Consider the following 14675-nt stretch of genomic DNA (forward strand, 5'->3'; position numbering starts at 1 on the left):
TTCGGGGCCGCCCAGCGGGGCGGCCCTTTCTGTTGCCCCAGGGCGGTAGCCTTGTACGAACCGACGGTCTGATCTATCCTGAAGCGACACCAAGGAGATCTTCCATGCCAGAAAACATCCACGTCTCGGTGGCGTGGCCGTACGCCAACGGCCCGTTCCATGTCGGCCATATCGCGGGCGCGTACCTGCCCGCCGATATCTTCGCCCGCTTCCAGCGCCTGCGCGGCAACAACGTGCTCATGGTCTCGGGTTCCGACTGCCACGGCACGCCGATCACGCTCAAGGCCGAGCAGGAGGGCATCCCGACGCAGGATGTGATCCGCCGCTACCATACCTCGTTCCTCCAGTCGTTTGTGGCGCTGGGCATCAGCTTCGACCTGTTCACCCAGACCTACACCGACAACCACTACGCGGTAACGACCGATATCTTCCTGCACCTTCAGGAGCGCGGCTACATCTACAAGCAGCAGATGGTCGGCTCCTACTCGGAGACGCTGGGCCGATTCTTGCCCGACCGCGAGGTGGAGGGCACCTGCCCGCACTGCGGCTTCGCCAGCGCGCGCGGCGACCAGTGCGACAACTGCGGCAAGCTGCTCGACCCGCAGGATCTGGTCAACCCGCGCGCCAAGATCGACGGCAAGCCGATCAGCTTCCGCGACACCGAGCACTACTTCCTGGATCTGGCCAAGCTGGAGCCGACCCTGCGCGCGTGGCTGGACAGCGCCGACCGCAGCTACTGGCGTCCCAACACCGTGCAGTTCACCACCAACTGGCTGCACGAGGGCCTGCGTGGCCGCGCTATCACCCGCGACCTGGAGTGGGGCGTGCCGGTGCCGGTCGACGAGCCGGAGTTCAAGGACAAGCGCATCTACGTGTGGTTCGACGCCGTGATCGGCTACCTCTCGGCCTCGGTCGAGTGGGCTAAGCGCGTGGGCCGCCCCGACGCCTGGAAGGAGTGGTGGGTCTGCGGCGCGGATGGCGCGGCGCCGGCGCGGGCGTTCTACTTTATCGGCAAGGACAACATCCCCTTCCACACCATCATCTGGCCGGCCATGCTGCTGGGCTACGGCGAGCGCACGCTGCCCTACGATGTGCCCGCCAACGAGTTCCTCAACCTGGAGGGCGAGAAGATGAGCACCAGCCGCAACTGGGCGCTCTGGTCGCCCGACATCGAGTCGCGCTACCAGCCCGACCAGATCCGCTTCTACCTGACCGCCGCTGCCCCCGAGGGCCGCGACAGCAACTGGTACTGGTCGGACTTCGTGCAGCGCAACAACGCCGAGCTCGTGGCCAACTGGGGCAATCTGGCCAACCGCGTGCTGAACATCGCCCACAAGAACTTCGGCGCGGTGCCCACCCCCGGCGAGCTGGCCGAGGCCGACAAGGCGCTGCTGGCCGATGTCGAGGCAGGCTTCCAGCGCGTCACCGAGCTGCTCGACGCGGTGAAGATCAAGCAGGCGCTCACCGAGGCCCTGCAGATCTCGCAGCGCGTCAACCAGTATCTGGCCGAGACCACGCCCTGGAAACTGGTGAAAGAGGACCGCGAGCGCGCCGCCACGGTGCTGTTCGCCAGCCTGCGCGCCATCGACACGCTGAAGGTGCTGTTCACGCCGTTCCTGCCCCACTCCAGCCAGCAGCTGCACGAGCTGCTGGGCTACAGCGGGGTGATCGCGCCGCTGCCCCACACCGAGGATGCCGAGGACAAGGATGGCGGCACCCGCCAGGTGCTCACCGGCGACTACCAGACCGGTGCAACCTGGGCGATCAGCCAGCTGCCCGCTGGGCAGGCCATCCACGCGCCCACACCGCTCTTCCGCAAGCTGGAGGAGGCGGTGGTGGAGGAAGAGCTGGCGCGGCTGCGCAGCGCATAGGTAAGCCGTGGGGCGCGGGCTGCATAGCGGCCCGCACCTCGCCAAGGGAAGGGAGCAACACAATGGAACAAGCTATCGCCCGTGCGGTTATCGTGCTGGTCGTCGCGGTGGTGCTGGCCATTATGGCCATCCGCTCGAAGGGGCTGCGCTTCCGCCAGCTCAGCTTCGGGCTATTCTCCGCCGCGCTGGTGCTGCTGGGCATATCCAGCCTCACGGGCATTCAGCCGCTGGTGTGGGTGGCCATGGCCCTGCTGGCGGGCATGCTGGTGTGCTACGCCCTCTCGTGGAGCACCGGCGAGGTGCGCAAGCAGCAAGATGCGTTTATCGCCAAGATGGCCGAGGCCGCCAAGAAGCACCGCGAGGCCTCGTCGAAGTAGCCGCGCCGAAGGTGATCTAGATTACAGCCAAGAGCTGCAACTATGGGTATACTTCTTGGTACGGGTACCCCCTATGGGTATCCAGAAGATACTAGATGCAGAAGGATACACATACAGCTATGGCAGATCTCAGCGTCACCCTCTACGGAACCAACTGGTGCGGCGACTGCAAGCGGGCGCTTCGCGTGCTCAAAGAGATGGAGTGGCCGGTCAACTATATCAATATCGAGCAGGATGAGAACGCGGCGGCCTACGTGCAGCAGGTGAACAACGGCAGCCGCAGCGTGCCCACCATCATCTTCCCCGACGGGTCGGTGCTGGTCGAGCCGTCGAACGCCGCGCTCAAGGGCAAGCTCGAAACCTTTAAGTCGTAGGGCTGGCACACGAGCACAGCAGGCCGTGGCGCGATGCCACGGCCTGCTTGTTTTGCGCGCCCCAGCGGGCTACAGCACGCGGTTGACCTCGATCACCTGGTCGCGGCCCTGGCCCACGCCCACCATGCCGATCCTAGCCCCCACCAGCTCGCAGATCCGGGCCACGTAGGCCTGGGCCTGCTCGGGCAGCTGATCGAAGTGGCGCGCGCCGCTGGTGGATGTGCGCCAGCCCGGCAGCTCCTCGTAGATCGGCTCGACCTTGCCGTAGGTCACAATGTCGGCGGGCGGGTAGTCCAGCTCGGCATCGTGCAGGCGGTAGCCGGTGCAGATCTTGACGGTGGGCAGGTCATCCAGCACATCCAGCTTGGTGATGGCGATGGTATCGAAGCCATTCAGCTGCGCCGAGTAGCGCGCCAGCACCGCGTCGAACCAGCCCACGCGGCGCAGACGCCCGGTGGTGGTGCCCACCTCGGCCCATGGCTTGCCGATCTGGCGCAGCGCGTCGGCCTCGGCGCCCTGCACCTCGCTGGGGAACGGCCCCTCGCCCACGCGCGAGACAAACGCCTTGTACACGCCCACCACCGACGAGAAGCGCGTCGGGCCGATACCCGAGCCCTGGGCCGCACCCGCCGCACCAGGGGGCGACGAGGTGACGTAGGGGTAGGTGCCGTAGTCGATGTCGAGCAGCACGCCCTGCGCGCCCTCCAGCAGGATGCCCACGTCCTTGTCCAGCGCACGGTGGATGATCGGCTGCACATCGGTGATATGCTCGGACAGCTTGCGGCCATAGTCGAGGTACTTGAGGTAGATCTCGTGCAGCGAGAGCGGCTGCGCACCGTAGAAGGTGGTCAGCAGCTTGTTCTTGATCTCCAGCACCTGGCGCAGCCGGCTGAGCAGCAGCTGCTCGTTGAGCAGATCGCCCATGCGGATGCCGATGCGCGACATCTTGTCGGCGTAGACCGGGCCGATACCACGCCCAGTTGTACCGATCTTGCCATCGCCGCGCATGGTCTCATCCATCTGGTCCTGCATCACGTGGTAGGGCATGATCACGTGGGCGCGGTCGCTGATGAACAGGCGCTCGAGGCTGATATTGCGCTCGCGCAGGCCCTCGATCTCCTTGATCAGCACCGCCGGATCGATCACCACGCCCGACCCGATCACATTTACGGTATGGGGGTAGAACAGGCCGGATGGCAGCAGGTGTAGTTTGAATGTGCCGAGATCATTCACCACCGTATGGCCGGCGTTATTGCCGCCGCCATAGCGGACTACGAGCCGCGCGCGCTCGGCGTACATATCGATGACGCGACCCTTCCCCTCGTCGCCCCACTGGGCACCGATCACAGCCACGACCGGCATAAGCTCCCCCTTGTTCATGCTGCATCCAGCAGGCGGCACGGCACGCACGCGCGCTCCACCGCGGGAGAGCACACCTTGCTACGAAACCACCCAGCGCTGCTGTTCGCAATGATCTGTTTTTAGATGCCTATTATAGCTCAGGCTGATTATTTGTTTGGCGCGCGAAGCTGCGAAGATAGCCCGTAGAGCCACCTTGTCACACATGCGCCATCGCGCTACAATACCCCCAGCACTGTGCGTTAATGGTAGCAGCATGCTTGCACTCTCTCCGATAACTCAGCCCGCCCCCGCCGCGCTGGCCGCGCTGGCCCGCCTGCTGTCCAGCGAGCGGGCCTTCGAGTCACGCATCGCTGACATGTTCGGGCTGCTGCGCGCCGCCGTGGACTATGGCGACGCCCGCCTGATCTGCTGGAACGCTAGCGCCAGCGGAGGACACCGCATCTTCACATCCGACGATGCGCTGCCGCAGCCATGGGATGACACTCTCGCCGACCAGACCGCGCAGCAGCTGACGGTGCGCCGGGTCAGCCTCGCGCCCGCCGCCATGGCCGCCGCCGCCGACTCGCTCACGATCTACAGCGCGCCGGTGGTGTGGCTCGGCCAGCTCCACGGCGTGGTAGAGCTGCGCTCGACGCTGCCCGAGGCATTCTCGCCCGCCGAGCAGGCCTTTATGGCCGCGCTTATACCGCTGCTGGCCGCCGCCATCGCCACCGCCCCGGCCCCGCAGGCCCAGGCCCTCGCGCCGCGCCCCGCCGAGCTGAGCATCCGCCAGCATCGGCTGCTCGACACCGCCCGCGCCGAGCTGGAAGACCCCTTCACCCTGAATGAGCTGCTGCTGCACGTGCTGCGCTGGGCCATGGACACCACCGGCGCCGAGGCGGGCATGATCAGCCTGGTCGACCACGACCAGGGCGAGCTGATCGTGCAGGTGTTCGAGGGCTACCCGCGCGAGCCATTCAGCCGCGACACCTACGGCGAGGCCAAGCGCCGCTGGAGCTGGAGCGCCGGGCTGGCCGGCAAGGTGGCCCGCGAGGGCCGCGCCCTGCTGCTGCGCGATGTCTCGCACGACCCCGACTTCATCCCTGCCACGCCCGAGATCCGCGCCGAGCTGGCCGTGCCTATCGGCGAGCCGGGCCACGCCGTGGCCGTGATGGTGCTGGATAGCCCGCGCTCCGCCGCGTTTGGCGAGGCCGAGCTGGCCTTCGTGCGCGCGCTGGCCCAGGCCGCCCAGCTGCCGCTGCAGCGCGCCATGGGCTACCAGCACGCCCTAGAGACCAGCATGCAGCTCGGGCAGGTGTTCGGCAGCATCCCCAGCGGGCTGGCGCTGATCGATGGCCAGGGCAAGCTGCTGCGCTACAACCCCGCCTGGCTCGCGATCTGGGGCCTGGACGATGGCGACATCGACGCAGGCTTCCACCTGCCATGGGATCTGGTCACACGCCTGCTGGCCCGCCTGACCGACCCGCTTAAGCTCAGCGAGTTCTGCACCACCGGGCAGGCCAACCCCACCGACATCCAGCAGGCCACGATCATGCTGCGCGACCCGCATCAGGAGCTGGAGGTGTTCTCGGTGCCCACCCGCGACAGCCTGGGGCAGCTCACCGGGCGGCTGTGGGTGCTCTCCGACGTCACCCGCGAGCGCGAGGCCGACCGGCTGAAGAGCGAGTTCATCTCGATCGTCTCGCACGAGCTGCGCACGCCGCTCACGTCCATCCTCGGCTACACCGAGCTGCTGCTGGCCCGCAGCTTCACCCCCGCCGAGCAGAAGGACTTCATCAAGACGGTCTACGACCAGGCCAACTACCTCTCGCAGATCGTGGAGGACATGCTGGGGATCTCGCGCATCGAGGCAGGCAACGTGCGGCTCAACCAGTGGGTGGTGTCGCTGCGCCAGCTGATCAGCGAGATGATCGCCCAGCTGAACACCCACGTCTCCAGCCGACACCGCGTGGTGATCGACGTGCCGCAGCGCCTGACGCCCGCCTACCTCGACCGCGACCGCATCAAGCAGGTGCTGGTCAACCTCGTCACCAACGCGATCAAGTACTCGCCCAAGGGCGGCGAGATCACGTTGCGCGTGCAGGAGCACCCCAAGCTGCCGCCCGATCACCCCGAGGGCAGCTTCCTGCTGGTCTCGGTAAGCGATCAGGGTATGGGCATCCCCTCCGAGGATCTCTCGCGGATCTGGGAGCGCTTCTACCGTGTGGACAACTCGAACACGCGGCGGATCGGCGGCACCGGGCTGGGCCTCAGCATCACCAAGGCGCTGGTCGAGCTGCACGGCGGGCGGATCTGGGTCGAGAGCAAGGTGGGGGTCGGCAGCACCTTTTTCTTCTCGGTGCCCGCCGCAACCGAGGCGATGGCCGCCATGCGCGAGCCATAGCGGCGAGGGGCGCACGACATGAAACGAGGCGGGGCTGGATGCAGCCCCGCCTCGTTTGTGTTGTAGCTAGCGAGCGGACGGCTAGTTGGCGCTGAACCGCGAGCGCGATTTGGAGAACGCCGCATCCAGGCTGTTCTGCAGCGAGCTGAACGTAGTGATCTCGCCCAGATCGACGCCCAGGCCCACGATCGACTGCGCCACCTCGGGGCGAATGCCCACCACCATCACACGGCAGCCCAGCAGCTGCGCCGCCTGCACGATCCGGATGAGGCCCTGCGCCACCTGGGTGTCGACGATCGGCACACCGGTGATGTCGAGGATGAGCGAGAGCGCCCGCGACTGCTCGATCGCGCGCAGCGCGGACTCCTGGGCGATGAGCAGGCGTGCCGAGTCGAGCGCGCCGATCAGCGGCATCACCAGGGTGCGCTCGTTCAGCGGCAGGATGGGCACGCTCATCTCGCGGATGGTGGCCTGCTGGGCCTCGATGGTCTCAAGCTGCTCGGACAGCTTGGCGCGCACCGCCACCGCCTCGGCGCGGGCAGCCTCGGTGCGCGAGTACTGGGCGTGGAGATCGCGGGTGTTCTGCTGGATGACCGATGCCATATGGTCGAAGGTACGCGCCAGCGTGCCGAACTCGTCGCGGCGGGTGATGCCGGTGCGGGTGTCGAGATCGCCGTCGGCCACGCGCTGCACGGCGCTGGAAAGCTCGCGCATGGGGCGGGCCAGCCAGATTGGAAACAGGATGCACCACAGCAGCGCAAAAATAGTGGTGACAGCAGCGAGACCGATCACGCGCTTCACCGCCAGATCGTAGTTCTGCCCCAACGTCACGGCGGTAGCCTGGGCCTCCTGGTCCTTCTTTTCGGCCTGCACCACCACCTCGTCGCTCAGCAGCGAGATCGCGCTCTGGTAGTTGGCAAAATAGGTGCGCGCGGTCTGCTCATCCTGAATGATGCCGCTGGTCACCTGCTGCTCGACACGCTCGATGCCCTTCTCATAGCTGGCGAGCTGGGCGTGCCAGGCATTGATCCGCTGGCGATCCTCGGGGCTTTGCGCCACGGTCTCGTAGTCATCGATGGCCTGCCCAAGCTCGACATTGCTCTGCTTCCAGCGCTTCAGGTAGCTGTCGATGTCGCGGCTGCGCACATTTAGCAGGTAGTCTTTCTCGTAGCGGCGCGACTGGAGCGCCTTGATGGCGATCTGGCTAGAGAGGCGGCTCAGGCGGCCATCCACCGAGATGGCATGCTCGGTTTCCTGATGCAGCCGCGTGATATCTAGCACGGCGATAGCAGCAACAATGATGACAAGCAGCGCAACAAAGCCAAGCGCCAGGCTCAGCCGCAGACGGAACCCAAGGTGTGGGAAGAAGGCAGGAAATGAGCGACGTTCCACAGACACTGAGACCTCCTAGGTGATCTGGCTTGGCGATATGATCGGCATGGATCAATAATCGTTATGTATACGAGCCAGCCTATAAACACGTAAGGCACCCGTCCAAAATAAACGTGATGCCACTGTTTCCTTACGTATAGTGTACCACTCATTTGTCATACAAAAGAGAAACGACAGCCTACCAGCCGCCGCAGCGCAATGGTACTAGGGCGTGATGGTAATCGTTGCAACATGCACTTCACCCGCATCCTGAAGCGCACCATCGATTTGCAGCGGTGGATGTTGTTGTAGCTCAGGATTATACATCCCTGCCATAACCGAATAGGTACCAGCGGGAAGATCCGCCGGAAGTTGTACATCATTTATGTCCATCAGCAGAGTGCCGGGCTGCCAGGATGTGGTGGGGAACAGGCCCTGCCACGGCACGGTGTCGCGCTGGGCCACCGTCGTACCCTGCGCATTGCGGATATGCACAAAGATCAGATAGGGCGTATCAAAGGCAGATTCGACCTGCCAGAAGCTGCGGATGCCCACAATGTCACCAGAATGAAATGTGGAGGTGGCAGCCACACCTATCTGCCGCTGCTGGGCGGGCAGCGCGCCCACCGCAAGCCCTAGCAGCCGAGCGCCGCCAAGGTGCACATCCTGGCCTAGCGGCTGGGGCACATCCGCCGCGCTCAGGCCGGTGGCGTAGATGCGAATATGCGGCCCGAGCATCTCGTAGGGCGTCGCACCGCCGAACTCGGCCAGGGGCGGCCCCGAGGCCAGATGCTGGTAGGCCTCGGGCATGGCCCACTGCCGCCACACATCCGACGAGGCCAGAATGTAGCTGTAGCCCTGCTGGCGGTACCAGGCCATATCATGCCCCAGCAGCGACTCGACCTCGGTCCAGCGGCTCTCGATCGGGCCGGGGATGGGGGCGAGCTCGGCGGCGATGCGCGTGCCAGGCGGCAGCATGCGGGCGATCCAGTCGAGCGCGTGCACGCGGGTGTCGCCCGCCGCCATGCGCAGGCTGTGCTGCACCGAGGCCTGCGCCGGCACCCACAGCAGGGCCAGCAGCGCCGCAGCCGCAGCCACAGGCCCGAGCCAGGCCCTGCGCCGTGCGGCCTGGGCCGCGCCCTCGGCGCAGGCAATGCCGATAGGCAGCGCGCACAGCACCACCAGCGGGATGAGGTTGCGGGTGAAGTGGCTGCCCTGCGAGACATGCAGCAGCAGATAGGGCAGGCAGAAGCTGAGCCAGAGCGCCAGCGCGGCCCGCCAGCGCCAGGCCATGATCGCTAGCCCCGCCAGGGCCAGCAGCAGCGCGGCTAGACCAAACTCGCTACTCGTGAAAAACTCGCCGTAGCCGCCCCAGTTCCACGCGCCAGTGAAGTCGCCGTGGTTGCCGCTGCTGTAATCATCCACCTGCCCCAGGATGCCGCGCTGGAACTCGCCAAAGCTCAGCAGCGCATAGGGCGTGCCGATCACAAAGCCCGCCAGCGCCGCGCCGCCGCTGGCCACCAGCCGCAGGCCCTGGCGCAGCAGATCGCGCCGCCAGCATAGCACATGCGCCACCACGATCGGGATGGCCGCCACGCCCACATTGTACTTGGTGGATGCGGCAAAACCCGCCAGCAGCCCGGCCAGCAGGTAGTCGCGCCAGCCGCCCTTGGCAGCCACGCGCAGCGCGAAGGCATAGCAGAGCAGCACGAATAGCCCGCTGGTGACATCTGTGGTAACATACTGCGAGTGACGGAGGTGAAATGGCGAGGTTGCCAGGAACAGAGCCGCCGCAACGCCCGCCCCTTGCCCCCAGAAGCGCCGACCGACCTGATACACGCACCAGACGCTCAGCCCACCTATCGCCGCCGTGAGCACGCGCCCCCACAGAAAAAACTGCGGCAGCGTGGTGTACACATGGGTGGTAATAAACATCTGGTTCAGATCGCTGTAGAGGCCGCTGGAAAGCCCCAGCCGATAGTTCACCGATAGCACCGCAAGCAGCAGATACACGTAGAGCGAGGGCTTCTGGAAGGCGTGGGGGTTCAGATCGCCCGTCTTGAGCATACCAATCACATAGGTCACTGGGTTTGGCTCGTCGGGATGGTCAACGTAGGGCAGGCCGCGCCGCACTGTCCACGCGCGCACAGCGAAGGCCGCCAGCGCAATAGCAAGCGCTAGGGTCGCCCACAGCCAGCCTCGGCTGGTGGCCAGCGGCGCGGCGTGGGGAAGGGTATCTGCCCGAGCCGAGTTCGGCTGCGATGTTCGTTTGGTTTCTGGTGTGACCACGTCTGCCCTCCTTCTAGAGGGGCCATTATAGCGCAGCAGATCACCGACGCTGAACACTTGGACGCCGTCGAGAGCCAATAGCGCCATCTGATCGTATCTACCTCAGGGCCGATGCGTTCCTGATTCACGAAAGATTCTTTACCACGAAGACGCGAAGGCTCGAAGGTTTCTCTTCCTTTTTCCTTCACGTCTTCGTGCCTTCAAGGTAATTGATTCCCTAAGGTAATTGATTCCCTTTTTTCTTGGTGTCTTGGTGGTGAAAGTATCGGTGCTCTGTCGAGAACGCGTAGGCCCTAGTATCTACCTTGTGATATTTGACGCAAAGAATAGCGTGTGCTAGACTCACACCTACTACACCTCATTTTTCAGCAGCATCGCGCCACATGTGTGCAGATGACACACATCTCAGCTAGAACGAAAACATATGCAACAGGAACGAACGCACGTACGGCCCTTGGTATGGGCGCTGGCCATGGGATTGGCCCTGTTTTCGTATGCCGCAGTGCTCGTCAGCCTTCTGCTGCCCGCCGCAGCCGCCACGGCGCTGAGCGGGGCGGCGCTGGCCGTGCTGGGCGGCGCGGTCGGGTGGCAGGTCTGGTGGCGCACGGCCCCTGCGGGCGCGCTGCTGGGCGGGCAGGCCCAGGCCACCTGGCGCAGGCAGAAGGCGCTAGCCGCGCTGAGCCTGGGCGCGGTCTACGCCACGCTCGTGCTGGGCACGCTCGCGGCTAGCTCGGGCGCGATGTGGCAGTGCCCCACCTGGCCCACCTGCGCGATCACCAGCGATCTGGCGCTGCTGGCCATGGTGCACCGCTCCACCGCGGCGCTGGGCACCATCCTGGTGCTGGCGCTGGCGCTGCTGGTGCTGCTCGGCCGCGCGGGCCGCACGAGCCGCGTGGCGGCGGGGGCCGCGCTGGGCCTGCTGCTGGCCCAGAACGGCATCGGCCTGGTGCAGGTGCTGCTGGCCATGGGTGGCGGACAGCTGCCCTTCGCCACGGCGCGGCTGCTGCACATGGGTGTGGGCGCGCTCTCGTGGGCGGCGGTGGTGGCGCTGGCCGTGCTGGTGGTGCGCACGCCGCCGCTGCGCCGCGCCAAGCCCGCGCCCGCCGAGGCCGCCGCCAAGCAGCCCTCGCTGCTGGCCGACTACGTGAGCCTGACCAAGCCGGGCGTGATCTCGCTGCTGATCTTCACCACCTTCGCCGCGATGTTCATCACCCCGCGCGGCGCACCCGATCTGTGGCTGGTGGTCTGGACCATGGTGGGCGGCTGGCTGATGCCCGCTGGCGCGCACGCCATGAACTGCTACTTCGACCGCGACATCGACGTGCTGATGGGGCGCACGGGCCGACGGCCCATCCCCAGCGGGCGCATCCCGGCCTGGCACGCGCTGGCGCTAGGCATCGCGCTGGGCGTGGTGGCCTTCGTCATCCTGGCCGCGCTCGTGAATATGACCACGGCGCTGCTGGCGCTGGCGGGCTATATCTACTATGTGGTGTTCTACACGCTCATCCTCAAGCGCAACACGCCGCAGAATATCGTGATCGGCGGTGGCGCGGGGGCCTTCCCGCCCATGGTGGGCTGGGCTGCGACCACGGGCGAGGTGTCCATGGCCTCGCTGCTGCTGTTCATGCTGATCTTCTACTGGACGCCGCCGCACTTCTGGGCGCTGGCGCTCATCCGCCAGAAAGACTACGCCAACGCAGGCGTGCCCATGCTGCCGGTGGTGGCGGGCGACGAGGAGACCAAGAAGCAGATCGCGCTCTACACCGTGCAGATGGTGATTGTGAGCCTGCTGCTGGTGCCGGTGGCCTCGCTGGGCCTGTTCTATGCCGCTGCGGCTGCGGGCCTGGGCGGGTGGTTCTTCTTCTACATCTGGAAGCTGTTCCGCAACGACAGTACGCCCACGCGCTGGGCGCTCTACCGCTTCTCGCTGATCTATCTCTTCCTGCTGTTTGTGGCGATGATGGTCGATCGTCTGGCCTTCGCCTAGCGATCTGGTATTGGCGCGGTCTGGATTCGCCTGATCCAGGCCGCATTTTCTTTCCCCAACGAAAGGATGAGCGATGCTGAACATCGACGCGGCATTCGCCAGCTTCCCCACGCTGGAGACCCCACGCCTGACCCTGCGCGAGGTGCGCGACGAGGACGCGGCACCGCTGTTCCGCATCCGCAGTAACCCGTTGGCCATGCGCTACTTTGGCAGACCCATGATGACCCAGCCCGAGCAGGCCGCCGAGCGCATCCAGCGGCTGCGCGCCAACTTCGCCGAGCGCGAGGCGGTGCAGTGGGCGATGGTGCTGCGCTCCAGCGGCAGCTTCGTTGGGATGTGCGGGTGCTGGCGGATCGAGCGGGAGCACGCCCGCGCCGAGCTCGGCTACGAGCTAGAGCCGGCCTACTGGGGGCAGGGGCTGATGCCCGAGGCGCTGGCGGCGGCGCTGGGGTTCGTGTTCGGCACGCTGGGCCTGCATAGCCTAGAGGCCCACATCCACCCCGCCAACACCGGCTCGCGCCGCGTGCTGGAGAAGAGCGGCTTCGTGCAGGAGGGCTACTTCCGCGAGAACTTCTACGACCAGATCGAGGGCCGCTTCACCGATACGGCGGTCTTCTCGCTGCTGCACGCCGACTGGGCCGCGCGCCCGCCCGCCCGGTAGCCAGCTGCCCGCGCCGCACGATCCCGCTTTTGTCCCATAGTAGCTCCGCCCTGGGGCGGAATACCGCCAGTGTACCGTATGGTATAGTACCCTGGCGCGTCGCGACCTGCGGCGCGCTTCTTGCCGTTTTCCCCAAACCTACCCCACACAATTGATCAGGAGGTAACTGCATGCAACAGCTTCGAGCGCTTGTCCCCTTTGCGATGCGCTATAGGGGCAGGTTGCTACTGGGCCTGCTCTTCTCGATCTGCGCCGCGACTACATCCGTCACCCTACCACAGATCATCCGCTCGGTCGTCGATCTCCTGAACACCCGCGGGGTTGTCCCCAGCGAGCTGCTCCGCTTCGGCCTGATCATGTTTGGCATCGGCATTGTCGACACACTGTTTCGCTTTGGGCAGCGCCAGACGATCAACGCCAGCTCGTACCTGGTGGAGTTCGACATGCGCGAGGCGCTATTCGCCAAGCTGATCACGCTCGACCAGCGCTTCTACGGGCGCAACCACACCGGCGACCTGATGACGCGCGTCACCAACGATCTCTCGGCGGTGCGCCAGTTCCTGGGGCCTGGGATCAACTCGCTGATGAGCGCGGTGCTGCTGATCGTGTTCGCTGGCACGCTGCTGGTGCGCACCAACGCGCTGCTGGCCGTGATCGTGCTGCTGCTGCTGCCGATGGTGTCGCTGCTCTTCATCGTGATCGGCGACCGCATGCGCCGCCTGTTCCGCCGCGTGCAGGATCAGTTTGGCGATCTCTCCACCCGCGCCCAAGAGAACTTCAGCGGCATCCGCACCATCAAGGCCTACGCCCAGGAGGACGCCGAGATCGAGACGTTCCGCGAGGCCAACGAGCAGTACCGCCAGCTGAACGTGCGCTACGTGCTGCTCTCGGGCCTGCTGTGGCCCTCGATCGGCCTCATCCTGGGGCTGGTGGCGGCGATCGTGCTGTTTATCGGCGGGCGCCTCGTGGCCGAGGGCAGCATGTCGCTGGGCGACCTGGTGCTGTTCAACACCTACCTGGGGCTGCTCTCCTTCCCCATGATCAATCTAGGCTGGACAGTCAACCTCTTCCAGCAGGCATCCGCGTCGATGACGCGCATTGGCGAGGTGCTGCACTACCACGCCGACATCACCACCCAGGTCGATGAGGGCACGGTCGAGATCGCGGGCGCGATCGAGTTCCGCGACGTTGGCATCCGCTTCAACTACAGCGAGGCGATGCACAGTCATGGCGAGGGTAGGCCCGCGCTGCCCGCCCCCGCCGCGCATGCCGAGCGCTGGGTGCTGCGCCACATCTCGTTCAGCGTGCCGCGCGGCAGCTCGCTGGCGATCGTGGGGGCGACTGGCGCTGGCAAGACCACCCTGGTGAACCTGCTGGCCCGCGTGCGCGACCCCGACGAGGGCCACGTGCTGATCGATGGCACCGACGTGCGCGACCTGCCGCTGGAGGGGCTGCGCCGCAACATCGGCTATGTGCCGCAGGACACCTTCCTGTTCAGCGTGCCGGTGCGCGAGAACGTGATGTTTGGCCGCCCCGACGCCGAGGAGGACGAGATCGAGCGCGCCCTGCAGATCTCGCGGCTCTCAAACGACATCGAGCAGTTCCCCGATGGGCTGGAGACCATGCTGGGCGAGCGCGGCGTGACGCTCTCGGGCGGGCAGAAGCAGCGCACCGCCATCGCCCGCGCCGTGCTGCGCAACCCAGCCATCCTGGTGCTAGACGACTCGCTCTCCAGCGTGGACACCAACACGGCGGCCCAGATCCTGGGTGGCCTGCGCGAGGTGATGGAGGGGCGCACCAGCATCCTGATCGCCCAGCGTATCGCCACCGTCAAAGACGCCGACCAGATCATCGTGCTGCACGACGGTCAGATTGTCGAGCAGGGCCGCCACCAGCAGCTGATCGCGCAGAACGGGCGCTACGCCGCCATGTACCGGCGCGAGCTGCTCGAGGCCGAGATGGAGGACAGATCTCCCCTTTCGGATGTCGGGTGAAAGCCG

The 14675-nt window shown here is 65.9% G+C and carries 10 protein-coding genes; 7 read left to right on the forward strand and 3 right to left on the reverse strand.

Going from position 1 to position 14675, the window contains the following annotated elements:
• Positions 1–104: 104 nt before the first annotated feature.
• The 3 genes from F8S13_10460 (at position 105) to F8S13_10470 (ending at position 2622) form a co-directional block, all read left to right on the forward strand.
• Positions 105–1871: a methionine--tRNA ligase gene (locus F8S13_10460; GenBank protein KAB8143427.1), complete on the forward strand. Its 1767-nt coding sequence runs from the start codon at positions 105–107 to the stop codon at positions 1869–1871.
• A gap of 62 nt (positions 1872–1933) precedes the next feature.
• Positions 1934–2248 (forward strand): hypothetical protein, encoded by a 315-nt coding sequence (locus tag F8S13_10465; GenBank protein KAB8143428.1) that lies wholly within the window; start codon positions 1934–1936, stop codon positions 2246–2248.
• A 119-nt stretch (positions 2249–2367) separates the two neighbouring features.
• Positions 2368–2622, forward strand: a complete 255-nt coding sequence (locus F8S13_10470; protein KAB8143429.1) for an NrdH-redoxin — start codon at positions 2368–2370, stop codon at positions 2620–2622.
• Between the two features lie 69 nt (positions 2623–2691).
• Here F8S13_10470 and F8S13_10475 read toward each other — a convergent pair whose 3' ends face one another.
• Entirely contained in the window at positions 2692–3984 is a 1293-nt protein-coding gene (locus F8S13_10475) for an adenylosuccinate synthase (GenBank protein KAB8143430.1), read from the reverse strand.
• Between the two features lie 253 nt (positions 3985–4237).
• Between F8S13_10475 and F8S13_10480 the strand changes: the two genes are divergently transcribed.
• Positions 4238–6367: a GAF domain-containing protein gene (locus F8S13_10480; GenBank protein ID KAB8143431.1), complete on the forward strand. Its 2130-nt coding sequence runs from the start codon at positions 4238–4240 to the stop codon at positions 6365–6367.
• Positions 6368–6448: 81 nt separating this feature from the next.
• Here the strand turns inward: F8S13_10480 and F8S13_10485 are convergent, their stop codons facing one another.
• Positions 6449–7765: a HAMP domain-containing protein gene (locus F8S13_10485; GenBank protein KAB8143432.1), complete on the reverse strand. Its 1317-nt coding sequence runs from the start codon at positions 7763–7765 to the stop codon at positions 6449–6451.
• Between the two features lie 198 nt (positions 7766–7963).
• Positions 7964–10114 (reverse strand): hypothetical protein, encoded by a 2151-nt coding sequence (locus F8S13_10490; protein KAB8143433.1) that lies wholly within the window; start codon positions 10112–10114, stop codon positions 7964–7966.
• Between the two features lie 337 nt (positions 10115–10451).
• Here F8S13_10490 and F8S13_10495 point away from each other — a divergent pair, with 337 nt between their 5' ends.
• The 3 genes from F8S13_10495 to F8S13_10505 all read left to right on the forward strand — a co-directional run bounded on the left by F8S13_10495 (position 10452) and on the right by F8S13_10505 (position 14669).
• On the forward strand, positions 10452–12014 hold the full coding sequence (locus tag F8S13_10495; GenBank protein ID KAB8143434.1) for a protoheme IX farnesyltransferase: 1563 nt from the start codon (positions 10452–10454) through the stop codon (positions 12012–12014).
• A 73-nt stretch (positions 12015–12087) separates the two neighbouring features.
• Entirely contained in the window at positions 12088–12675 is a 588-nt protein-coding gene (locus F8S13_10500) for a GNAT family N-acetyltransferase (protein KAB8143435.1), read from the forward strand.
• 170 nt (positions 12676–12845) lie between these two features.
• Positions 12846–14669, forward strand: coding sequence for an ABC transporter ATP-binding protein (locus F8S13_10505; protein ID KAB8143436.1), 1824 nt, complete (start codon positions 12846–12848; stop codon positions 14667–14669).
• The last annotated feature ends 6 nt before the right edge of the window (positions 14670–14675 follow it).

The organism is Chloroflexia bacterium SDU3-3, from assembly GCA_009268125.1.
Lineage (GTDB): Bacteria > Chloroflexota > Chloroflexia > Chloroflexales > Roseiflexaceae > SDU3-3.

Excerpts from the sequence above, each read along its gene's own strand:
- F8S13_10505 (KAB8143436.1), top strand. The coding sequence starts at position 12,846 with ATGCAACAGCTTCGAGCGCTTGTCCCCTTTGCGATGCGCTATAGGGGC.
- F8S13_10490 (KAB8143433.1), bottom strand. The coding sequence starts at position 10,114 with ATGGCGCTATTGGCTCTCGACGGCGTCCAAGTGTTCAGCGTCGGTGAT.
- F8S13_10495 (KAB8143434.1), top strand. The coding sequence starts at position 10,452 with ATGCAACAGGAACGAACGCACGTACGGCCCTTGGTATGGGCGCTGGCC.
- F8S13_10500 (KAB8143435.1), top strand. The coding sequence starts at position 12,088 with ATGCTGAACATCGACGCGGCATTCGCCAGCTTCCCCACGCTGGAGACC.
- F8S13_10465 (KAB8143428.1), top strand. The coding sequence starts at position 1,934 with ATGGAACAAGCTATCGCCCGTGCGGTTATCGTGCTGGTCGTCGCGGTG.
- F8S13_10470 (KAB8143429.1), top strand. The coding sequence starts at position 2,368 with ATGGCAGATCTCAGCGTCACCCTCTACGGAACCAACTGGTGCGGCGAC.
- F8S13_10475 (KAB8143430.1), bottom strand. The coding sequence starts at position 3,984 with ATGCCGGTCGTGGCTGTGATCGGTGCCCAGTGGGGCGACGAGGGGAAG.
- F8S13_10460 (KAB8143427.1), top strand. The coding sequence starts at position 105 with ATGCCAGAAAACATCCACGTCTCGGTGGCGTGGCCGTACGCCAACGGC.
- F8S13_10480 (KAB8143431.1), top strand. The coding sequence starts at position 4,238 with ATGCTTGCACTCTCTCCGATAACTCAGCCCGCCCCCGCCGCGCTGGCC.